The sequence below is a fragment of the Kitasatospora sp. NBC_00458 genome, assembly GCF_036013975.1.
Lineage (GTDB): Bacteria > Actinomycetota > Actinomycetes > Streptomycetales > Streptomycetaceae > Kitasatospora.
The window spans coordinates 1664812-1688707 of sequence record NZ_CP107904.1 but is presented as its reverse complement, the minus strand read 5'-3'; the positions used below and the strand labels follow the sequence as shown (position 1 = coordinate 1688707).

7 protein-coding genes are annotated in these 23896 nt (G+C 76.6%); all 7 read left to right on the top strand.

Going from position 1 to position 23896, the window contains the following annotated elements:
• Nucleotides 1–41: 41 nt before the first annotated feature.
• The 7 genes from OG550_RS05970 to OG550_RS05940 all read left to right on the top strand — a co-directional run bounded on the left by OG550_RS05970 (nucleotide 42) and on the right by OG550_RS05940 (nucleotide 23891).
• Entirely contained in the window at nucleotides 42–4550 is a 4509-nt protein-coding gene (locus tag OG550_RS05970; RefSeq protein ID WP_327675299.1) for a non-ribosomal peptide synthetase, read from the top strand.
• A 153-nt stretch (nucleotides 4551–4703) separates the two neighbouring features.
• On the top strand, nucleotides 4704–6575 hold the full coding sequence (locus tag OG550_RS05965) for a non-ribosomal peptide synthetase (RefSeq protein WP_327675297.1): 1872 nt from the start codon (nucleotides 4704–4706) through the stop codon (nucleotides 6573–6575).
• The gene (locus OG550_RS05960; protein WP_327675295.1) at nucleotides 6572–7423 is read left to right on the top strand and encodes a thioesterase II family protein; all 852 of its coding nucleotides are present in this window, start codon (nucleotides 6572–6574) and stop codon (nucleotides 7421–7423) included. The genes OG550_RS05965 and OG550_RS05960 overlap by 4 nt, the downstream gene beginning before the upstream one ends.
• Nucleotides 7417–8601 carry a cytochrome P450 gene (locus OG550_RS05955; protein ID WP_327675293.1) on the top strand — a complete coding sequence of 395 codons (1185 nt, stop codon included), beginning with the start codon at nucleotides 7417–7419 and terminating at the stop codon, nucleotides 8599–8601. The genes OG550_RS05960 and OG550_RS05955 overlap by 7 nt, the downstream gene beginning before the upstream one ends.
• A gap of 360 nt (nucleotides 8602–8961) precedes the next feature.
• Entirely contained in the window at nucleotides 8962–9174 is a 213-nt protein-coding gene (locus OG550_RS05950; protein ID WP_327675292.1) for an MbtH family protein, read from the top strand.
• Between the two features lie 8 nt (nucleotides 9175–9182).
• Complete coding sequence (locus OG550_RS05945) at nucleotides 9183–10184, top strand: TauD/TfdA family dioxygenase (RefSeq protein WP_327675290.1); 1002 nt, start codon at nucleotides 9183–9185, stop codon at nucleotides 10182–10184.
• 63 nt (nucleotides 10185–10247) lie between these two features.
• The gene (locus tag OG550_RS05940; RefSeq protein ID WP_327675288.1) at nucleotides 10248–23891 is read left to right on the top strand and encodes a non-ribosomal peptide synthetase; all 13644 of its coding nucleotides are present in this window, start codon (nucleotides 10248–10250) and stop codon (nucleotides 23889–23891) included.
• Nucleotides 23892–23896 lie beyond the last annotated feature (5 nt).

The window sequence follows — 23896 nt, the reverse complement described above, 5'->3', positions numbered from 1 at the left end:
CGGACCGTCAGACCCACCGACGCACCGAAGGGAACGAGGCCGTGAGCCCGTCCGAAGCCCCGCCCGCCGCCCGCCCGGACGGGCACCCCGCCCCGCCGCCCGACGGCGTGGCCCGCACCGCCCCCGTCTCCGGCCTGCAGCGCGGCCTCTGGTTCCTCGACCGCCTGAACCCGGGCGCCGCCACCTACACCACCCCCTGGACGTACGACGTCACCGGCCCGCTCGACCTCACGCTGCTCCGGCGGGCGCTGGACGGCCTGTCGGCCCGGCACGAGGCGCTGCGCACCACCTTCGCGCTGCACCCCGACGGCCCCCGCCAGCACGTCCACCACACCCTCGCCGTCCCGCTCGCCGTCACCGACCTGCGCGGCCTGCCCGAGGACGAACGGGCCGGGCGCGCCGAACGGCTGGTCGACGAGCGCGCCGCCGAACCCTTCGACCTGACCGCCGGCCCGCTGCTGCGCGCCGAGGCGGTCCGCCTCGCCGACGACCGCACCACCCTCCTGTTCGTCGTCCACCACATCGTCTGGGACGGCTGGTCCGCCGAGGTCTTCGAGCGCGAACTCGTCGAGCTGTACGGGGCGGCGGGCGCGGGGCGCGCACCCGCGCTGCCCGAACTCGCCACCCAGTACGCGGACTACGCGCTGGACGAGCAGGACACCCCCTACGAGGAGCACCTCGCCTACTGGAAGGACCGGCTCGACGGCGCCCCGGCCCTGCTGGAACTGCCCGCCGACCACCCCCGGCCCGCCGAACGCGGCCAGCGCGGCCGCACCGAGCCGTTCGACCTGCCCGCCGGCACCGCCGCCCGGGTGCGGGCGCTCGCCGAGCAGGAGGGCGTGACCCCGTTCACCGTCCAACTGGCCGCGTTCGCCCTGCTGGTCGGCCGCTGGACCGGCGCCGACGACCTGCTCGTCGGCACCCCCGTCACCACCCGCAACCGGCCCGAACTCGCCGACCTGCTCGGCTACTTCGTCAACCTGCTGCCGCTGCGGATCAGGCTCGCCCCCGGCGCGACCTTCCGCGGGCTGCTCGCCGACGTCCAGGACGGCGCCTTCGACGCCTTCGGCTACCTCGACGTGCCCTTCGACCAGCTGGTCGACCTGCTCGGCACCGACCGCACCCCGGAGCACCCGCCGCTGGTCCAGGTGGTGTTCGGCGCCCACGCCGAGGACCGCACCCCGCTCGCCCTCGGCGCCGCCACCGCCGAGCGCACCGTCCGCTCCAACGGCACCGCCAAGTTCGACCTCACCTGGTCCGTCTTCGAGGACACCGCCGGCCCCGGCGGGGGCACCGCAGGGGGCGGACTGCGCGGCGAGGCCGAGTACGACAGCGACCTCTTCGACCCCGGCACCGTCCGCCGCCTCGCCGCCGACTACGCCGACCTGCTGGACGCCGCGCTCACCGACCCGGACGCCACCGTGCTCCGGCTCACCTCCGCCGGGCAGCCGCACCGTCCCGCCCGGCTCGACCGGGGCCACTGCCTGCACCACCTGTTCGAGCGGGCCGCCGACGCGTACGGCGACCGGCCCGCCGTCAGCGACCCGGACGGCACCCTCGACTACGCCGAACTCGACCGCCGCGCCAACCGGCTGGCCCACGCCCTGATAGCCCGCGGGGTCCGCCCCGGCGACCGGGTCGGCCTGCTGCTGGAACGCACCGCCGCCGTCCCCGTCGCGATCCTCGCCGTCCTCAAGACCGGCGCCGCCTACGTGCCGGTCGACCTCGCCGCCCCCGCCGACCGGGCCGCCCTGGTCTTCGGCGACACCGCCGTCGGCGCGGTCGTCACCGACCGGCCCGACCGGGCCCCCGACGGCCCCTGGCAGACCCTCGACCTCACCGCGCGGGCCGCGGAGATCGCCGACCGCCCGGCGACCCGGCCCCCGGCGGTCGGCCGCCCCGACGACCTCGCCTACCTGATCTTCACCTCGGGCTCCACCGGCCGCCCCAAGGGCGTCGCCGTCGCCCACGAGCACGTCAGCCGCCTCCTGGCATCCGGCCGTCCGCACTTCGGCTTCGGCCCGGACGCCGTCTGGACGCTCTTCCACAGCTACGCCTTCGACTGGACGGTCTGGGAGCTGTGGGGCGCCCTCCTGCACGGCGCCCGCCTGGTCGTCGTCCCCTACCTGACCAGCCGCTCGCCCGACGAGTTCGCCGGACTCCTCGACGAGCAGCGCGTCACCCACCTCTGCCTCACCCCGTCCGCGCTCCGCCAGCTCGAACCGGCCCTGCGCCGCCACCCCCGGGCCCTGCCCGACCTGCGGTGGATCATGCTCGGCGGCGAGGCCCTCGACCCCGGCGTCGTCCAGCGCTGGCACGACCTCGACCCGCTGCCGCCCGCCCGGCTCTGCAACCTCTACGGCATCACCGAGACCACCGTCCACGTCACCACCCACGACGTGGCACCGGGCGGCGAGGGCTTCGAGCGGAGCCTGGTCGGCGAGCCCATGCCGCACCTCACCGCACTCGTCCTGGACGACTGGCTGCGCCCCTGCCCGGCCGGCGTCCCCGGCGAGCTGTACATCGGCGGCGGCAGCCTCGCCCACGGCTACTGGGGCCGGCCCGGCCTCACCGCCGGACGCTTCGTCGCCGACCCGTACGGCCCGCCCGGCGCCCGGCTCTACCGGACCGGGGACGTCGCCCGCCGGCTGCCGGACGGCGCGCTGGAGTACGTCGGCCGGGCGGACTTCCAGGTCAAGCTCCGCGGCTTCCGGATCGAGCTCGGCGAGATCGAGAACGCCGTCACCGCCCACCCCGACGTGGACGCCTGCGTGGTCACCGTGCACGACGACCGGCTCGCCGCGTACGTCACCGGGCGCGAGCCGGCCGACCTGCGCGGGTTCCTCGGCCGCTCGCTGCCCGACTACATGGTCCCGGCGACCGTCACCGTGCTCGACGCGCTGCCGCTCACCGTCAACGGCAAGGTCGACCGGGCGGCGCTGCCCGCCCCGGGGCGCCCCTCGCCCGCCGCCGCGGGCCGGCACGCCGAACCGCGCACCCCGGAGGAGGAGCTGTTCGCCGCCGTCTGGACGGAGGTGCTGGGCGTCCCCGGGATCGGGGTCCACGACGACTTCTTCCACCTCGGCGGGGACTCGATCCGGGCCGTCCAGCTGGCCGGCGTGCTGCACGACCGGGGCTGGCAGGTCGGCCTGCGGGACGTCTTCAACGCCCCCACCGTCGCCGCCCTGCTGCCGCTCGCCCGCCCGGCGGCCGCCGACCCCGGCGCGGACCGGCCGTTCGCCCTCCTCGCCGAGGAGGACCGGGCCGAGCTGCCGCCGGACGTCGTCGACGCCTACCCGATGGTCTCCATGCAGCTCTCCATGGTCTTCCACATGGAGGTCGCCGGCGGCACCGACAGCTACCACAACGTCAACTCCTACCGGATCGCCGGGGACCTCGACGAGACCGCGTTCCACCGCTCCGTCAACGAGGCGATGACCCGGCACGCGGTGCTCCGCACCGGCCTCGACCTCTCCGGCTACGGCGAACCGCTCCAGCTCGTGCACGGCACCCTGCCCGCACCCGTCTCCTTCGCCGACCTGCGCGGCGCGGGCCCGGCGGAGCAGGACGCGGCGGTCCGGGCCGTCTTCGACGACCACCGCGAGCGGCCGTTCGACCTCGCCGTGCCGCCGCTCTTCCGGATCACCGTGCAGCGCCTGGCCGAGGACGCGTTCCAGCTCACCGTCTCCGAGCACCACGCGATCCTCGACGGCTGGAGCTTCACCTCGCTGCTCACCGAACTCCTGGAGCGGCACACCGCACTGGCCGCCGACCCGGCGTCCGCGCCCACCCCGCCGCCGCGCACCGCCTTCCGCGACTTCGTCGCCGTCGAACGGGCGGCGGCCGGGGACGCCGGGTCCCTGGACTACTGGCACCGCCGGCTCGACGGCGCCACCGGCCAGCTCTGGCCCGGCAGCGAGGACGTCCACGAGCTGCCGCGCACGGTCGAACGGGTCCTCCCGGACGCGCCAGGCCAGCTGCGGCGGGCCGCCGACGCGCTCGCCGTCCCGGTCAAGTCGGTCGCGCTCGCCGCCCACCTGCACGCGCTGGCCCGGATCACCGGGCGGGCACGGGTCACCACCGGGCTGGCGATGAACGGCCGGCTGGAGCGGCTCGGCGGCACCGAGGTGTACGGGCTGTTCCTCAACACCGTGCCGCTGGTGGCCGAACCGGGCGAGGACCTCGCCGAACTGGTCCGCCACGTGCACCGGGAGGAGCTGGACATGATGCCGCACCGCCGGGTGCCGTTCGCCCGGCTGGCCCGGATGATGGCCGACACCGCGCTCGACAGCCAGTTCGGCTACCTGCGGTTCCACGCCCTGGGGCGGCTCGGCTCGGCCCGGATCGAGGACGGCCGGATCGGCTCCGAACCCACCCTGCGGCACGAGCCCAACAGCTTCGCCTTCGGCGCCTCGCTGATCCAGGACCCGGTCTCGGAGCGCGTCCTGCTCGCGGTCGACCACCAGCGCACGCTGGTCGACGACGCCACGGCCGAGGAGTTCATGGACGCCTACGCGGCGGCGCTGGCCCGGCTGGCCGCCTCGGTCTGACGCCACCGCCCGCCCGGGCGGCCACCGAGCGCCGTCCCGCCGCCGTGAGGCGCGCCCACCTGCTCCGCGCGCCCACCTGCTCCGCGCGCCGACCCGCTCCGCGCGCACCCACCCGCTGTGACCAGCCCCGACCTGACCGAGGAGTGCCCCCGCATGACCACCTTCGCCGAGCCGGCCGCCACCCCCGCCGCGCCCGCCACCCCCGCCGGCACCGCACCCGCCGCCGCCGTGCCCGCCGACCTGCTGACCGGCCTGCGCGCCGCCGTCGCCGCCCACCCCGCCCGTCCCGCCGTGCACGCCGCCGACGGCAGCCTCGACTTCGCCGCCCTGGACCGCCGCACCGCGGCCCTGGCCCGCGCCCTCCGGGCCCACGGCGTCCGGCGCGGCGACCGGGTCGGCGTCCACCTCGCCCGCACCGCCGACCTGCCGGTCGCCCTGCTCGCCGCCTGGCGGGCCGGCGCGGCGTACGTCCCGCTGGACCCGGCCTACCCGGCCGAGCGGATCGCCTTCATGGCGGCCGACGCCCGCCTCGCCGCCGTGGTCAGCGCCGACGCCGCCCCGCCGGTCCCGGCCGGCGTCGCCGTGCTCCGCCCGGACGCCGACGCGACGGGCACCGCCGACGACACCCGGTCCGACGCCGCCCCGCACCCGCTCGACCCGGCCTACGTCATCTACACCTCCGGCTCCACCGGCCGCCCCAAGGGCGTCGAGGTCACCCACGGCGGCGTCGCCCACCTGCTGGACGCCCTGGCCCGGACCGGCGCCTTCCGCCCCGAGCCGGCCGTCGTCGGCTGGAACGCCAGCGTCTCCTTCGACGCCTCCGTCCCGCAGTGGACCAGGCTCTGCCGCGGCGACACCCTGGTGGTGATCGACGACGCCCGGCGCGCCGACCCGGCCCGGCTGGCCGGGCTGCTCGCCGAGCACGGCGTCACCGACCTCGACCTGACGCCCTCGCACTGGCAGCTGCTCCGCGAGCCGCTGGCCGGCGCCCGGGTGCCGCGCCTGTTCATGGGCGGCGAGCCGGTGCCCGAGCGCACCTGGCGCGAGCTGGCCGACGGCGGCATCGAGGCGTTCAACCTGTACGGCCCCACCGAGTGCACCGTCGAGGCGGTCACCGCCCGGATCACCGGCCCCGGCCCGCACCTGGGCGAACCGCTGCCCGGCGTCCGCGTCCACCTGCTGGACGACCGGCTCGCCCCGGTCACCGGGGCCGGCGCCGTCGGCGAGCTCTACCTGGCCGGGCCCGGCGTCGCGCACGGCTACCCGGGCCACCCGGGGCTGACCGCGGGCCGCTTCGTCGCCGACCCGTTCGGCCCGGCCGGCACCCGGATGTACCGGACGGGCGACCAGGCCCGCCGCACCGCCGAGGGCCTGCTGGAGTACGTCGGCCGGGTCGACCGGCAGGTCAAGCTGCGCGGCTTCCGGGTCGAACTCGGCGAGGTCGAGCACACGCTGGCCGGGCTGGACGGGGTCACCGCCGCCGCGGCCACCGTGCACGAGGCCGCACCCGGGGACGTCCGGCTGGCCGGCTACGTCACGGGCGCGGTCCGCCCCGCCGAGCTGCTCGCCGAGCTGCGCCGCACGGTGCCCGCCCACCTGGTGCCGGCCACCGTGACCGTGCTGGACGCGCTGCCGCTCACCCCCAACGGCAAGGTCGACCACCGGGCCCTGCCCGCACCGCAGGCGGAGGCCCCGGGAGGCGGCCCGGCGGGCACCCCGGCGGGCGCCTCCGCGGCCGACGGGCCCGCAGGAGTGGACGAGCAGGTCGCCGAGGTCTGGCGGACGGTGCTCGGCGTCCCGAGCGTCGAGCCCACCGACGACTTCCTCTCCCTCGGCGGCCACTCGCTCGCCGCCCTGCGCGTCGTCCACCTGCTGCGCCGCAAGCTGAACGTCGAGCTCCAGCTGCGCCACCTGCTGGACGCCGCCGACCTGGCCGGGTTCACCGCCGCCGTCCGCAGCGCCGCCGCGGCGGGCACCGCCGCCCCGCGCCCCGCGCTCACCGCCCGCCGGGCGGCCGTCCGATGACCGTCACCGCGCCGCGGACCGCCGCCGCACCGCCGGCCGCCCCGCAGGCCCAGCCCCCGCGGAGCGCCGCCCGCCCGAGGATCGAGGGCGACTGGCTGTTCGTCCCCGCACCCCAGCCCCACCGGCCGTTCCGGCTGTTCTGCTTCCCGCACGCCGGCGGCGACGCCACCGCCTACACCCCGCTGGCCCGGGCCCTCGCCCCGGCCGCCGAGGTCTGGGCGCTGCGCCCGCCGGCCCGCGGCGGCCGCAGCCGGCACCCGATGCCGGCCGACTTCGACACGCTGGTCGCGGCCGTCGCCGAGGCCCTCGCCCCGCACCTGGGCGGCGGCGTCCGGTACGGCTTCTACGGGCAGAGCTTCGGCGCCCTGCTCGCCTACGAGGTGGCCCGCGCGCTGCCCGCCGACCTCCGCCCCGAGCTGGTGGTCGCGGCCTCCGCGCCCTGCCCCGCCGAGTGGGCCGAACGCGAGTCCAAGGACCTCGACGCACCCGAACTGCTCAGGCTCACCGGCCTGGAGGAGGTCGTCCGGGCCGACCCCGACCTCGTCGACCTCGCCCTCGCGGGCATCCGCACCGACCTCGCGGTCAGCGCCACCTACCGCCACCGGCCGCACGCGCCGATCGGCTCCGCGCTCTACGCCGTGGCCGGCGCCGACGACCCGATGTCCACCGCCACCGACCTGACCGGCTGGGCCGCGCACACCCGCGGCGACTTCGGCCACCACGTCGTCCCCGGCGGGCACCTCCTGGCGACCGTCGACCGGCCCGGCCCGGTCGCCCTCCTGACCACCCTCCTGGCGGCCCGCCAGACCTCCGTCCCCGCGCACGACACCAGGGAGCAGCAATGGTGACCACCACCTCCGTCGACCTCACCGACCCGGCCCTCTGGGCCCGCCCGGACACCCCGGCGCTGGTCGACGCGCTGCGCCGGGAGGCGCCCGTCCACCGCACCGACACCCTGGACGACGGACCGGTCTGGTCGGTCATGACCTACCGCGAGTCGGCCGACGTGCTGCGCAACGCGGCCGTGTTCAGCTCGGAGTCCGGCTCGCTGCTGGGCGCGGGCGTCGGCAACGTGCCCGTCGGCTCGGGCCGGATGATGGCCCTCACCGACCCGCCCCGGCACCGCGAACTGCGCGCCCCCGCCAACCCGTTCTTCTCGAAGGGCGGGGTGCGCGGCGCCTCCCGGTCGATCGCGGAGCGGGCCGGGGAGCTCTTCGACCGGGCCGTCGAGCAGGGCGAGGTCGACCTCGTCGACGTGGTGTCCGCGCTGCCGCTCGCCGTCATGTGCGACCTGCTGGACGTCCCCGAGCAGGACCGCGAGATGATGGTCCGGGTCTGCGACGTGGCCTTCCTCGGCAACACCCCGGAGGAACGCCGGGCCGGCCACCAGCAGTTGATCCCGTACCTGCTGCACCAGGTGATGCTGCGCCGCACCGACCCGCGCGACGACCTGATCTCCATGATGGCCACCTACAAGGTCGGCGGCCGGCTGATGCCGGTCGAGGACGTGGTGCTCAACCTGGACAACATCGTGGTCGGCGGCGTCCAGACGGTCCGCCACACCGCGGCGATGGGGCTGCACACCCTGATCCAGCGCCCGGACCTGTGGCGGAGGCTGCAGCAGGGCGAGGTGTCGATGGACTCCGCAGTGGACGAGCTGCTGCGGTGGACCTCGGTCGGCCTGCACACCCTGCGCACCGCGAGCCGGGACGTCGAGCTGGCCGGGCGGCGGATCCGCCGCGGCGACCGGGTGGCGGTCTGGGTCTGGTCCGCGAACCGCGACCCGGAGGCCTTCGACCGGCCCGAGGAGGTCCTGCTCGACCGCTCGCCCAACAAGCACCTCGCGCTGGGCCTGGGCGCCCACTACTGCATCGGCGCGCCGCTGGCCAAGGCCGAGCTGGGCGCGCTGTTCTCGGCGGCGCTGGAGAAGGCGGCGGCGATCGAGCCGGCCGGTCCGGTGCAGTACAACCGGTCGATCATCAACTTCGGCCTGGACCACCTCCCGGTGCGGATCACCCCGCGCTGACCGCGCGCCGCCCGGGCCGGCCCGGTGCCGACCCGCCTCCGTCCGGTCCCCGGCCACGACTCCGAACCCGACCCCCGCCACCACGACCACGACCACGACAACGACCACGACCACCACCGACGCGACCACGACCCCGACCCCGACCGGGGGCCCGTGGTCGCGTTCGCGTTCCCGGGCAGCCCGTGGACCCCGCTCGGCCCCCGTCCGGCCCCGTCCCGGCCCCCGGCCAGGCCCCGCTCCCGCCCCGCCCGGCAGCCGGCTAACTGCCGCTCACCTGCCGGGCCTTGTGCCGCTCCGGCCGGTCCGCCGCCGATAACTTCGAACCACACCCCAGGCCACACCCCCTTCGAGGAGACCACCATGAGCAACCCCTTCGAGGACGACAACGCCGGCTACCTGGTGCTGGTCAACGACGAGAACCAGCACTCGCTCTGGCCGGTCTGGATCGACGTGCCGGCCGGCTGGAGCACCGTCCACGGTGAGGCCACCCGCCAGGAGTGCCTCGACTGGATCGAGGCGAACTGGACCGACATCCGCCCGGCCGGCCTGGTGGCCGCCCTCGGCGCCCGGTGAGCGCCGCGATGCCGATCAGCTGGGAGCTGAACCCCGGCCGCCCCGCCCTCACCCGGGTGCCGGCCGGCGCCGACCTCGCCGAGGCCTGCGCCTGGCTGCGCGACAACGAGGCCGAGCTGACCGCCGCCCTGCACGAGCACGGCACGATCTTCCTGCGCGGGCTGCCGGTGGCGGCCAGCGCGGACGTCGCCGCCGTCCGCGACGTGCTGATCCCCGAGCCGACCCCGTACCGGGAGAAGGCCACCCCGCGCAGCGACTTCGGCGACGGCGTCTTCTCGTCGACCGACCTGCCGCCCGCCCAGTCGATCCGGATGCACAACGAGAACAGCTACACCCTGACCTTCCCCGGCCGGCTGCTCTTCGCCTGCCTGACCGCCCCGGAGGCCGGCGGCGCCACCCCGACCGCCGACGTCCGCAAGGTCCTCGCCGCGCTGCCGGAGCACCTCGCCGAGCGCGGCCGCTCCTCGGGCTGGACGCTGAACCGCGCCTACTCCGACTACGTCTCGCTCGGCTGGCGGACCGCGTTCGGCACCGAGGACCGCGCCGACGTCGAGCAGTACTGCCGGGAGAACGGCATCTCCTGGGAGTGGCAGCCGGACGGCAACCTGCGTACCAGCCAGCTGCGTTCCGCCACGATCCACCACCCGCACACCGGCGAGGAGGTCTGGTTCAACCACCTGGCCTTCTGGAGCGAGTGGTCGCTCGACCCGGACATCCGGGAGGCCATGGCCGACGAGTTCGGCCCGGACGGCCTGCCGTTCAACACCGGCTTCGGCGACGGCGAACCGCTCTCCCGGGAGGACGTGGACGCGCTCAACGCCGCCTACGAGGCCGCGACCGTCCGCGAGACCTGGCAGGTCGGCGACGTGATGCTGGTCGACAACGTGCTCTGCGCGCACGGCCGTGACCCGTTCCGCGGCGACCGGAGGATCGCCGTCGCGATGGGCCGCCCGGTCGACGTCCTGGACTGCCGGCCCAGCGTGCTGCCCACCGCCGCCGTCCCCGCCTGAGGGCCCGAGTCCACCACCCCTTCCCACGCAGTGGCGTGAGCAGACGTGAGTAGAGGAAGCACCGTGATCCCGGTTTCGTACGCACAGCAGCGGCTCTGGCTGGTCGACCAGATCGAAGGGCCGACCGCGCTCTACAACCTGCCGTTCGCGGTCCGCCTGCGCGGTGCGCTGGACACCGCGGCGCTGCGTGCCGCGACGGCGGACGTGGTCGCCCGGCACGAGGCGCTGCGCACGGTGTTCCCGGTGGCCGGGGGAGTCCCGGTGCAGCGGATCCTGCCGTCCGCGGAGGCGACGGCCGCCCTGGAGGCGGCCGCCTTCGAGACGGTGGACTGCGCACCGGGGCCCGGGGCCGGGGAGTACCCGGCGGTGCTGGACCGGGCCGCCGCCCGGACCTTCGACCTGGCCGCCGAACTCCCCGTCCGGGTCACGGTCTTCTCGCTCACGCCCACCGAGCACGTGCTGCTCGTCGTGCTCCACCACATCGCCGGCGACGGCTGGTCGCTCGGCCCGCTGCTGCGCGACCTGGGCGCCGCCTACCGGGCCCGGCTGGCCGGCGGCGCCCCCGACTGGGAGCCGCTGCCGGTCCAGTACGCCGACTACACCCTCTGGCAGCGCGAGCTGCTCGGCGAGGAGTCCGACCCCGACAGCCTGATGAGCCGTCAGCTCGACCACTGGAGAGGAGTCCTGTCCGGTCTGCCGGAGGAGCTGGAGCTCCCCGCGGACCGCCCCCGCCCGCCCGTCCCGACCGGCGCCGCCGACGCCGTCGCGTTCGCCTACGGACCCGAACTGCACGCCGCGCTGGCCGGCCTGGCCCGTGCGCACCGGTCCACCCTGTTCGCCGTCCTCCAGGCCGGCCTGGCCGCCCTGTTCACCCGGCTCGGCGCCGGCACCGACATCCCGCTCGGCACCGGCGTGGCCGGCCGCTCCGACGAGGCGCTGGACGACCTGGTCGGCTTCTTCGTCAACACCCTGGTGCTGCGCACCGACACCTCGGGCGACCCGGGCTTCGCCGAACTCCTCGGCCGGGTCCGGGAGTCCCAGCTGGACGCCTTCGCGAACCAGGACGTGCCGTTCGAGCGGCTGGTCGAGGAGGTCAACCCGGCCCGCGTGCTCGGCCGCCACCCGCTCTTCCAGGCCCTGCTCGTCCTCCAGAACCACGAGGAGGGCGAACTCGGCCTGCCCGGGCTGGAGTCGGAGCCGGAACCGCTCGGCCTGCGGGTCGCCAAGTTCGACCTCAACATCGGCATCACCGAGCAGTACGGCCCGGACGGCGCCCCGGCCGGCCTCACCGGCTCGGCCGAGTACGCGGCCGACCTCTACGACCGGTCCACCGTCACCACCCTGTTCGAGCGGCTCGGCCGGCTGCTGGCCGCCGCGGCCGCCGACCCCGCGGCGCCGATCGGCACCCTCGACATCCTCGGCCCCGAGGAGCGCACCCGCCTGCTCGACACCTGGAACGCCACCGCCGCACCGCTCCGCACCGGCTCCCTGCCCGGACTGTTCGAGGCGCAGGCGGCCCGCACCCCGGACGCGGTGGCGCTCGCCCACGACGGCGGCACCGTCGGATACGCGGAGCTCAACGCCCGCGCCAACCGGCTCGCCCACCACCTGGTCGCCCACGGCGTCGGCCCGGAGAGCCCGGTCGCCCTGCTGATGGAACGCTCGGTCGACCTGGTCGTCGCCACCCTCGCCGTGCTCAAGGCCGGCGGCTGCTACGTCCCGATGCACGCCGGCCTGCCGCCCGAGCGGATGACCGCCCTGCTCGCCGACACGGGGGCCCCCGTCCTGCTCACCGACCGGGCCGACCCCGGGTTCGCGCACACCGCCGCCGTGGTCCGCCCCGGCGACGGGCACGACGGCCCCGACCACGACCCCGGCCTGACCGTCCACCCCGACCGGCTCGCCTACGTGATGTTCACCTCCGGCTCCACCGGCACCCCCAAGGGCGTCGCCGTCCGCCACCGCGACGTGGTCGACCTCGCCGCCGACCGCCGCTGGCGGGACGGCCGGCACGAGCGGATCCTGCTGCACTCCCCGCACGCCTTCGACGCCGCCACCTACGAGCTGTGGACGCCCCTGCTGGCCGGCGGCACGGTCGTGATCGCCCCGCCCGGCACCCTGGACGCCGCCGCCCTGCACGCCGTCGCCACCCGGCACGACGTCACCGCCGTCTTCCTCACCAAGGCGCTCTTCGACCTGGTCGCCGAGCAGGCCCCGGAGACCTTCGCCGCCCTGCGCACCGTCAGCACCGGCGGCGAGGCCGCCTCCGGCACCCTGATGCGCCGCGTCCTGGAGCGCTGCCCCGACCTCCTGCTCGCCCACGTCTACGGCCCCACCGAGGCCACCACCTTCGCCACCCACCACCACCTCACCGCCGCCGACCTGGACGGCCCCCGGGCGCCGATCGGCGGCCCGCTCGACAACATGCGCGCCCACGTCCTGGACGCCCGGCTGCAGCCCGTCCCGCCCGGCGTCCCCGGCGAGCTGTACGTCGCGGGGGCGGGCCTGGCCCGCGGCTACTGGCGCCGGCCCGCGCTGACCGCCGAACGCTTCGTCGCCGACCCCTTCACGCCCGGCGGGCGGATGTACCGCACCGGCGACCTGGTCCGCCGCCGCGCCGGCGACGGCGCGATCGAGTTCCTCGGCCGGATCGACGGCCAGGTCAAGCTGCGCGGCTTCCGGATCGAACTCGGCGAGATCGAGGCCGTGCTCTCCCGCCACCCCGCCGTCCGGCAGGTCATCGTGGTCGCCCGCGAGGACCGCCCCGGCGACACCCGGCTGGTCGGCTACTGCGCCGCCACCTCCGACGACCCGGCCGGACTCGCCGCCGGACTCCGGCGGTTCGCGGCCGAGTCGCTCCCCGCCTACATGGTCCCGTCCGCCGTCACGGTCCTCCCCGCCCTGCCGCTCAACGCCAACGGCAAGGTCGACCGCCGCGCCCTGCCCGCCCCCGACCTCGGCGCCGACGCCGAGGGCCGCGCCCCGCGCGACGACCGCGAGCGCACCCTCTGCGCGCTGTTCGGCGAGGTCCTCGGCATCGACGGCATCACCATCGACGACGACTTCTTCGAACTCGGCGGCCACTCCCTGCTCGCCACCCGGCTGGTCGGACGCGCCCGCACCGAGCTCGGGGCCGAACTCGCCATCGGCGACCTCTTCCAGGCGCCCACCGTCGCCGCGCTCGCCGCCCGCCTCGCCACCGACCCCGCCCGGCCCGCCCTGCGCCCCGCGGAGCGCCCCGAACACCTGCCGGTCTCCTTCGCCCAGCGCCGCCTCTGGTTCCTCGGCCAGGCCGAGGGCCCCGCCGCGACCTACAACGTCACCCTCGCCCTGCGGCTCACCGGCCCGCTCGACCCGGCCGCCCTCGAAGCCGCCCTCGGCGACGTCCTCGACCGGCACGAGGCGCTGCGCACCGTCTTCGGCGAGCAGGACGGCGTCCCGTACCAGCGGGTGCTGGCCGCGCCGCCCGCCCCGCTGCTCAGCGTCACCGACCGCCCGGTCGAGGAGCTCACCGGCCACACCTTCGACCTGTCCGCCGAGGTCCCGGTGCACGCCTACCTGCGGCCCGAGGGCCCGGACGAGCACGTCCTGCTGCTCGTCATGCACCACATCGCCAGCGACGGCTGGTCGCTGCGGCCGCTCTTCCGCGACCTCGCCGAGGCCTACACCGCCCGGCTCGGCGGCGAACGGCCGGTCCAGGACCCGCTCCCGGTCCAGTACGCCGACTACACCCTCTGGCAGTACCGGCTGCTCGGCTCCGACACCGACCCGCAGAGCCCGCTGAGCCGCCAGCTCGCCCACTGGCGCGAGGCGCTGGCCGGCCTGCCGGACGAACTGCCGCTCCCGCTGGACCGCCCCCGCCCGCCGGTCGCCACCCACCGCGGCGACGTCGTCCCGCTGGAGCTGGACGCCGCCCTGCACGCCCGGCTGGCCGCCCTCGCCGCCGAGCACGGCGTCACCCTGTTCATGGTGCTCCAGGCCGCCTACGCCACCCTGCTGCACCGCTTCGGCGCCGGCGACGACCTGCCGATCGGCACCCCGCTGGCCGGCCGGCTCGACCCGGCCCTCGACGAGCTGGTCGGCTTCTTCGCCAACACCCTGGTGCTGCGCACCGACCTCGCCGGCCGCCCGACCTTCGCCGAGCTGCTGGCCCGCGTCCGGGAGGCCGACCTGGCCGCCTACGCCCACCAGGACGTGCCCTTCGAGCGCCTGGTGGAGGAGCTGAACCCGGCCCGCACGCTGGCCCGCCACCCGCTCTTCCAGGTGATGATCGCCTTCGACAACACGGCCGGCGGCGGCCCCGAGTTCCCCGGCACCCGGACCGCGTACGAGCCGCTCGGCCTGCCGACCACCGCCTTCGACCTCACCCTCAACCTCTCCGAGCGCCACCACCCGGACGGCACCCCGGCCGGGCTGGAGGGCGGCCTGGAGTTCGCCACCGACCTCTTCGACCCGGCCACCGCGGAGCGGCTCGCCACCGCCCTCACCGCGGTCCTGGCCCAGGCCGCCGACCACCCGGACCGCCCGGTCGCCGAGTTCGACGTGCTCGGCGCGGCCGGCCGGGCCGCGCTGGCCGACTGGCAGGGCGCCGTCCGCGCCGGGGCCGACGTCCTCGTCCCGGCGGCGTTCGAGGCGCAGGCGGCCCGCACCCCGGAGCTCACCGCGCTGGTCTTCCGGGACACCCGGCTGACCTACGCCGAGCTGAACGCCCGCGCCAACCGCCTCGCCCACGGCCTGCTGGCCGCCGGGGTCGGCCCGGAGTCGGTGGTCGCGCTCGCGATGCCCCGCTCGGCCGAGTCGGTGGTCGCCCTGCTCGCCGTCCTCAAGGCCGGCGCGGCCTTCCTGCCGCTCGACGCCGACCACCCCCGCGACCGGATCGCCCACATGCTGGCCGACTCCCGACCGGCGGCCGTCCTCACCACCGACGGCTGGCGGCTGCCCGAGGTCCTGGCGGGCCTGCCCGTCCTGCCCGCCGACCCCGGGGCGTGGGCCGACCGGCCCGCCGGGGACCCTCCCGCCACGGCCGGCCCCGAACACGCCGCCTACGTCATCTACACCTCCGGCTCCACCGGCCTCCCCAAGGGCGTGGTGGTCCGCCACGCCGGCTTCGCCAACCTGCTCGGCTTCCACCGCACCGAGACCATCGCCGTCGCCGAACAGGCCCGGCCCGGGCGGCGGTTCACCTTCGCCCAGACCGCCTCGCTGTCCTTCGACACGGCGCTGGAGGCGGTGCTCTGGATGGTCGCCGGCCACGAGCTCCACGTGCTCGACGACGACCTGCGCCGCGACGCCGCCGCCGTCGTCCGCCACCTCGCGCGCACCGGCGCCGACATCCTCGACATCACCCCCGGCCACGCCGAACGGCTCGTCGAGGAGGGCCTGCTCACCACCTGCCCGCCCACGCTGGTGATGGTCGGCGGCGAGGCCCTCGGCCAGTCCCTCTGGACCGCCCTCGGCGCCGCCCCCGACACCGCCGTCCTCAACGTGTACGGACCCACCGAGTGCACCGTCGACGCGCTGTTCCACCCGGTCACCGCCGACGGCGGCCGCCCGCTGATCGGCCACCCGCTGCCCAACCTCCGCGCGCACGTCCTGGACTGGCAGCTGAACCCGGTGCCGCCCGGCGTCCCCGGCGAGCTCTACCTGTCCGGCGTGGGCCTGGCCCGCGGCTACCTCGGCCGCCCGGCCCTGACCGCCGAACGCTTCGTCGCCGACCCGTTCGGCGCGGGGGAGAGGATGTACCGCACCGGCGACCTCGCCCGCCGCCGCCCGGACGGTGCGGTCGAGTACCTGGGCCGCACCGACCACCAGGTCAAGGTGCGCGGCTTCCGGATCGAGCCCGGCGAGATCGAGGCCACCCTCACCGCCGACCCCGACGTCCTCCAGGCCGCCGTGCTGCCGCACCAGGACGGCACGGCCGGCACCCGGCTGGTCGCCTACCTGGTCGGCACGCCGCGGCTCGACCCGGCCGCACTGCGCGCCCGGGCGGCCGCCACCCTGCCCGACTACATGATCCCGGCGGCCTTCGTGGTCCTGGACGCGCTGCCGCTCAACGTCAACGGCAAGCTCGACCGGGCCGCCCTGCCCGCCCCCGACTTCGCCGCCGCGACCGGCGGCCGGGCCGCCCGCACGGCCCGCGAGGAGATCCTCTGCGGACTCTTCGCCGAGGTCCTCGGCCTGCCGGAGGTCTCCGCCGACGACGACTTCTTCGCCCTCGGCGGCCACTCGCTGCTCGCCACCAAGCTGCTCAGCCGGGTCCGTTCGGCCCTCGGCGCCGAACTGGGCATCCGGGACGTCTTCGAGGCGCCGACCCCGGCGGGCCTGGACCGGCGGCTGGACGGCTCCGGCACCCGGCCCGCCCCGACCGCCGGGGCCCGCCCGGAGCGCCTGCCGCTCTCCTTCGCCCAGCAGCGGCTCTGGCTGATCGACCGGATGGAGGGCCCCAGCGCCCTCTACAACATGCCGCTCGCCCTGCGCCTCACCGGGCCGCTCGACCGGGCCGCGCTCGAAGCCGCCCTCGGCGACCTGGTCGACCGGCACGAGAGCCTGCGCACCGTCATCGCCGAGCACGACGGCGAGCCCCACCAGCTGATCCCGGCCCCCGCCGGAACCCCCCTCGCGGTCGAACTCCTCGACTGCACGGCCGAATCCGTCGACGCCGAGGTCGACCGGGCCGCCCGCCGCCCCTTCGACCTGGCCGCCGAGCCGCCCGTCCGCGTCACCCTGCTCCGGGTCGCGCCCGAGGAGCACGTCCTGGTGGTCGCCCTGCACCACATCGCGGGTGACGGCTGGTCGATGGGCCCGCTGCTGCGCGACCTCGCCGGGGCCTACGCCGCCCGGCGCGAGGGCGCCGCACCCGAGTGGGACCGACTCCCGGTCCAGTACGCCGACTACGCCCTCTGGCAGCGCGAGCTGCTCGGCGACGAGAACGACCCCGGGAGCCTGGCCGCCCGCCAACTCGCCTACTGGCGCGAGACCCTGGCCGGGATCCCGGAGGAGATCGCCCTCCCGGCCGACCGCCCGCGCGGCGCCCGCGCCGACCACCGCGGCGACCGGGTGGCGCTGACCCTCGACGCCGCACTCCACCGGGCGCTGGTCGAGGTGTCGCGGGAGAACCGCGTCACCCTGTTCATGACCCTGCAGGCGGGCCTGGCCGCGCTGCTCACCCGGCTCGGCGCCGGGACCGACGTGCCGATCGGCTCGGTCGTCGCGGGCCGCTCCGACGAGGCGCTGGACGACCTGGTCGGCTTCTTCGTCAACACCCTGGTCCTGCGCACCGACACCTCCGGCGACCCGAGCTTCGCCGAACTCCTCGGCCGGGTCCGGGAGACCGGCCTCGGCGCCTACGCCCACCAGGACGTGCCGTTCGATCGGCTGGTCGAGGAGCTCAACCCCGCCCGCTCGCTGGCCCGCCACCCGCTCTTCCAGGTGGCGATGGTCCTGCAGTCCAACGCGGACGCCGAGTCGGAGCTGGCCGGTCTGCGGGCCGAGCCGCTGCCGGCCGGCACCGGCGTCGCCAAGTTCGACCTGAACGTGACGCTGGAGGAGTTCTTCGGCCCCGACGGTGCGCCCGCCGGACTGGACTGCGCGATCGACTACGCCACCGACCTGTTCGACCGGGAGACCGTCGAGTCGATCGCCGCCCGCTTCGGCCGGCTGCTCGCCGCCGTGACCGCGCAGCCCGGTCGGCGGATCGGCCGGGCCGACCTGCTCGGCGACGGCGAGCGCGCCGAACTGCTGGGCGGCGCACGGCCCCTGCCCGCCGAGCGGCCGCTCGTCCCGGCCGCCTTCGAGGCGCAGGCGGCCCGCACCCCGGAGCTCACCGCGCTGGTCTTCCGGGACACCCGGCTGACCTACGCCGAACTCGACGCCCGCGCCAACCGCCTCGCGCACGGCCTGGCCGCGGCCGGCATCGGCCCGGAGTCGCTGGTCGCGCTGGCCCTGCCCCGCTCGGCGGGGACGGTCGTCGCCCAGCTCGCCGTCCTCAAGGCCGGTGCCGCCTTCCTCCCGCTGGACGCCGACCACCCCCTCGACCGCACCGTCCGGGTGCTGGCCGACGCCCGCCCGGCGGTCGTCCTCACCGACGCGGCCTGGCCGCTGCCGGAGGCCCTGGACGGCCTCCCGCAGCTCCGGGCCGACGAGGAGCTGTGGGCGGGGCGGCCCGCCGACGCCCTCCCCGTCCGGATCGGCCCGGCCGACGCCGCCTACGTCATCCACACCTCCGGCTCCACCGGGCTCCCCAAGGGCGTGGTCGTCAGCCACGGCTCCATCGCCGCCCTGCTGGCCTCGCACCGCGCCGGGACCTTCGCCGGCCCCGAACGGCGGCACGGCCGGATCCGGGCCGCCCTGACCGCCTCGCTCGGCTTCGACGCCTCCTGGGACAGCCTGCTCTGGATGGTCGCCGGCCACGAGCTGCACCTGATCGACGACGACCTGCGCCGCGACCCCGCCGCCCTGGTCCGGCACGTCCGCGCGGCCGGCCTCGACGCCGTCAACGTCACCCCCTCCTACGCCGAACAGCTCATCGCCGAAGGGCTGCTGGACGAGCCGGCGCCGCGCGTGCTGCTGCTCGGTGGCGAGGCGGTCGGCCAGTCCCTGTGGACCAGGGTGCGCGAGACCCCCGGCACCACCGCGTACAACCTGTACGGGCCCACCGAGTCCACGGTCGACGCGCTGATCCAGCCGCTCGCCGACTCGGAGCGCCCGTCCCTGGGCCTGACCGTGCCCGGCACCCGGGCCTACGTCCTGGACGGGCGGCTGAACCCGGTGCCCGTCGGGGTCCCCGGGGAGCTGTACCTCGCCGGGGCGGGCCTGGCCCGCGGCTACCTCGGCCGCCCGGGCCTGACCGCCGAACGCTTCGTCGCCGACCCGTTCGCCGCCGACCTGTTCGGCGCGGGCCCGTTCGGCGCGGGGGAGAGGATGTACCGCACCGGCGACCTCGTCCGCCGCACCCGCGACGGCCGGGTCGAGTACCTGGGCCGCACCGACCAGCAGGTCAAGATCCGCGGCTTCCGGATCGAACCCGGCGAGATCGAGCAGGTGCTGGCCCGCCACGAGGCCGTCCGCCAGGCCGTGGTGACCCTGCACGAGAGCGCGGACGGCGACCGCCGCCTGGTCGCCCACTGCGCGACGGTCGCCCCCGCGGCCCCGAGCCCCGCCGCATCCGCCGACCCCGCTGCCCCGGCCCCCGCCGGTGCCGAACTCGCCCTCGAACTGCGCCGGTTCGCCGCCGAGTCGCTGCCCGCCCACATGGTCCCGGCCGCCGTCGTCACCCTCGACGTCCTGCCCCTGACCGCGAGCGGCAAGATCGACCGCCGCGCCCTGCCCGCCCCGGACTTCGGGCTCTTCGCCGGCGGCCGGGCCGCCCGGACCGCCCGCGAGGAGCTGCTCTGCGGCCTCGTCGCCGAAGTCCTCGGGCTGGCGACCGTCTCGATCGACGACGACTTCTTCGCCCTCGGCGGCCACTCGCTGCTCGCCATGAAGCTCGTCAGCCGCGTCCGCAGCGCGCTCGGCGCCGAGCTGGGCATCCGGGACGTCTTCGAGGCGCCGACCCCGGCGGGCCTGGACCGGCGGCTGGACGGCTCCGGCGCCCGGCTCGCGCTGACGGCCGGCGAGCGCCCGGATCCGCTGCCGCTCTCCTTCGCCCAGCGGCGGCTCTGGCTGATCGACCGGATGGAGGGCCCCAGCGCCCTCTACAACCTCCCGATCGCCCTGCGCCTCACCGGGCCGCTCGACCCGGCGGCCCTCGAAGCCGCCCTCGGCGACCTGGTCGACCGGCACGAGAGCCTGCGCACGCTCGTCGTCGAGCAGGACGGCGAGCCCCACCAGCGGATCCTCGCCCCCGCCGACTCCCGGGTGCCGTTCGACCACCGCACCGCCCCGCCCGCCGACCCGGCCGCGGAGCTCGCCGCCTGCGCCGCGGTCCCGTTCGACCTCGCCGCCGACCTGCCGGTCCGCGCCCACCTCCTCCCGCTCGCCCCGGACGAGCACCTGCTCGTCCTCGTCCTGCACCACATCGCGGGTGACGGCTGGTCGATGGGCCCGCTGCTGCGCGACCTCGCCGGGGCCTACGCCGCCCGGCGTGACGGCGCCGCGCCCGAGTGGGAGCGACTCCCGGTCCAGTACGCCGACTACGCCCTCTGGCAGCGCGAGCTGCTCGGCGACGAGAACGACCCCGGGAGCCTGGCCGCCCGCCAACTCGCCTACTGGCGCGAGACCCTGGCCGGGATCCCGGAGGAGATCGCCCTCCCGGCCGACCGCCCCCGGCGGGCCGACAGCAGCCACCGCGGGGACCGCGTCGTCCTCCAGCTGGGCGCCGAACTCCACCGCGCACTGGTCGAGTTGTCGCGCGAGCAGCGGGTCACGATGTTCATGACCCTGCAGGCGGGCCTGGCCGCGCTGCTCACCCGGCTCGGCGCCGGGACCGACGTGCCGATCGGCTCGGTCGTCGCCGGGCGCACCGACGAGGCGCTGGACGAGTTGGTCGGCTTCTTCGTCAACACCCTGGTCCTGCGCACCGACACTTCCGGCGACCCGGGCTTCGCCGACCTGCTCCGCCGGGTCCGGGAGGCCCAGCTCGACGCCCAGGCCCACCAGGACGTCCCGTTCGAGCGGCTGGTCGAGGAGCTCAACCCCACCCGCTCGCCGGCCCGCCACCCGCTCTTCCAGGTGATGCTGCTGCTCCAGGGCGGCGCCCGGGGCGGCACTCCGGGCGGGTCCGGTGACGCACCGCTCGACCTGGCCGGGCTGCCGGCCGCCGTCGAACCGGTCGGCGGGTACGAGGCCAAGTTCGACCTCTCCGTCGGCATGGGCGAGTCCTTCGACCAGGACGGCGCGCCCGCCGGACTGGAGTGCGCGATCGACTACGCCACCGACCTGTTCGACCGGGAGACCGTCGAGTCGATCGCCGTCCGCTTCGGCCGGCTGCTGGCCGCGGTGGCCGCCCGGCCCGAGCTGCCGATCGGCCGGGTCGAGCTGCTCTCCGCCGCGGAGCGCGCCGAACTCCTCACCGGCGGCGAGGCGCTGCCGTCCGGGGTGCCGCTGCTGCCCGCCGCCTTCGCGAGCCAGGCGGCCCGCACACCGGACGCGACCGCGCTGGTCGCCGGGGGGACCAGGCTGACCTTCGCCGAACTCGACGCCCTCGCCGACCGCCTGGCCCACCGCCTGGTCGCGGCGGGCGCGGGCCCGGACTCCCCGGTCGCCCTGGCGCTGCCGCGCTCCGCCGAGACGGTGGTCTCCCTGCTCGCCGTCCTCAAGTCCGGCGCCGCCTGCCTCCCGCTGGACGCCGAGTACCCGGCCGACCGGACCGCCGCGATGCTGGCCGACGCCGCGCCCGCGCTCGTCCTCACCGACGACCGCTGGCCGCTGCCCGAGCTGCTGGACGGCCGTCCCGCCCTGCGCCCCGGCCCGGTGGACGGCGCCGCCGCCCGGGCCGCCGCCGACAGCGGCCCCGCCGGCCACGCCGTCGCCCCCGCCGCCGGGGACACCGCCTACGTCGTCTACACCTCCGGCTCCACCGGCCGCCCCAAGGGCGTGCAGGTGGACCACGGCTCGATCGCCGCCCTGCTCGCCTCCCACCGCGCCGCGACCGGCCCGATCGGCGCGGCGGAGCGGTCCCACGGCCGCCTGCGCGTCGCCCTGACCGCCTCGCTCGGCTTCGACGCCTCCTGGGACGGCCTGCTCTGGATGGTCGCCGGCCACGAGCTGCACCTGATCGGCGACGAGGTCCGCCGCGACGCCGCCGCCCTGGTGCGGCACCTCCGGACCGAGCGGGTCGGCGTCCTGGAGGTCACCCCCTCCTACGCCGAACGGCTCCTGGACGAGGGCCTGCTGGACGCACCCGCGCCGCAGGTGGTGCTGCTCGGCGGCGAGGCGGTCGGCCAGTCCCTGTGGACGAGGCTGCGCGAGACCCCCGGCACCACCGCGTACAACCTGTACGGGCCCACCGAGTCCACGGTCGACGCGCTGATCCAGCCGCTCGCCGACACCGACCGCCCCGCGCTGGGCCGGACCGTCCTCGGCACCCGGGCCTACGTCCTCGACGGGCGGCTGAACCCGGTGCCCGTCGGGGTCCCCGGGGAGCTGTACCTCGCCGGGGCGGGCCTGGCCCGCGGCTACCTCGGCCGGCCTGGCCTGACCGCCGAACGCTTCGTCGCCGACCCGTTCGCCGCCGACCTGCTCGGCGCGGGCCCGTTCGGCGCGGGGGAGAGGATGTACCGCACCGGCGACCTCGTCCGCCGCACCCGCGACGGCCGGGTCGAGTACCTGGGCCGCACCGACCAGCAGGTCAAGATCCGCGGCTTCCGGATCGAACCCGGCGAGATCGAGCACGTGCTGACCAGCCACCCGCGCGTCCTCGCCGCCACCGTGACGGCGCGCGAGGACTCCGCCGCCGGCCCCCGGCTGGTCGCCTACCTGGTCGCCGACCCGGCCCCCGGCGACCGGCCGACCGGCCGAGGCGACCTGCCCGACCCGGCCGACCTGCCCGACCCGCTCGACCCGGCCGACCGGCTCGACCCGGCCGAACTGCGCGCCTTCGCCGCCGAGTCGCTGCCCGCCCACATGGTCCCGGCCGCGTTCGTCACCCTCGGCGCCCTGCCCCTGACCGCGAGCGGCAAGGTGGACCACCGTGCCCTGCCCGCACCGGACTTCGCCGCCTCACCCACCGGCCGCCCGCCCCGCACCCCGCGCGAGAAGCTGCTCTGCGACCTCTTCGCCGAGGTCCTCGGACTGCCCGGGGTCTCCGTCGACGACGGCTTCTTCGACCTCGGCGGCCACTCGCTGCTCGCCATGAAGCTGCTCGGCCGGATCCGCACCGCACTCGGCGCCGACCTCGGCATGCGGGCCCTCTTCGAGGCCCCCACCGTCGCCGGGCTGGCCCGCCGCCTCGACCCGGCGGACTCCCCGACGGCCGCCACCGGCACCGCCACCGGCGGGGGAGCCCCGGCCCGGACGGCGGGCGCGGACGCCCTCGACGTCCTGCTCCCGCTGCGCGCCGGAGGCACCAGGGCACCGCTGTTCTGCGTCCACCCCGCCGCCGGCATCAGCTGGGTCTACTCCGGCCTGCTGCGCCACCTCGGCCCCGACCGCCCGGTCTACGGCCTCCAGGCCCGCGGTCTGCACGGCGGCTCCCCGGCCGCCGTCACCGAGATCGCCGAGGACTACGTGCGCGAGCTGCGGGCCGTCCAGCCCGAGGGCCCGTACCACCTGCTCGGCTGGTCCTTCGGCGCGGTCGTCGCCCAGGCGATGGCCGTCCGGCTCCAGGCCGACGGTGCCGAGGTCGCCCTGCTGGCCCTCCTGGACGGAGCACCGGCCGACCCGGCCGGGCACGCCGACGCCCCGCCGTCCGACGAGCCCGTCGACACCCTCGCCGAACTGCTCGCCTCGCTCGGCTACGACCCGGCCGACGGGCGCGGCCAGGCCGACCTCACCGCGCTGCTCGGCGAGGCCGCCGGGATCCTGCCCGACGTCTTCGAACACCACCGGAAACTCATGGCCGAGCACGTGCCGGACCGCTACCGGGGCGACGTCCTCTTCTTCGGCGCCACCCTCGACAAGCCGGCGGACTGGCCCTACGAGAAGGCCTGGCGGCCGTACGTGGACGGGCACGTCACGCTCCACCGCGTCGCCTGCGAGCACGGCGCCATGACCCAGCCCGAACCCGTCGCACGGATCGCCGCCGTGCTGGCCCAGAAGCTTGGAGAGTGACCCGT

Bases quoted from the DNA above. Each gene is read 5' to 3' on its own strand.
- OG550_RS05965 (WP_327675297.1), top strand. From the start codon at position 4,704: ATGACCACCTTCGCCGAGCCGGCCGCCACCCCCGCCGCGCCCGCCACC.
- OG550_RS05960 (WP_327675295.1), top strand. From the start codon at position 6,572: ATGACCGTCACCGCGCCGCGGACCGCCGCCGCACCGCCGGCCGCCCCG.
- OG550_RS05955 (WP_327675293.1), top strand. From the start codon at position 7,417: ATGGTGACCACCACCTCCGTCGACCTCACCGACCCGGCCCTCTGGGCC.
- OG550_RS05950 (WP_327675292.1), top strand. From the start codon at position 8,962: ATGAGCAACCCCTTCGAGGACGACAACGCCGGCTACCTGGTGCTGGTC.
- OG550_RS05945 (WP_327675290.1), top strand. From the start codon at position 9,183: ATGCCGATCAGCTGGGAGCTGAACCCCGGCCGCCCCGCCCTCACCCGG.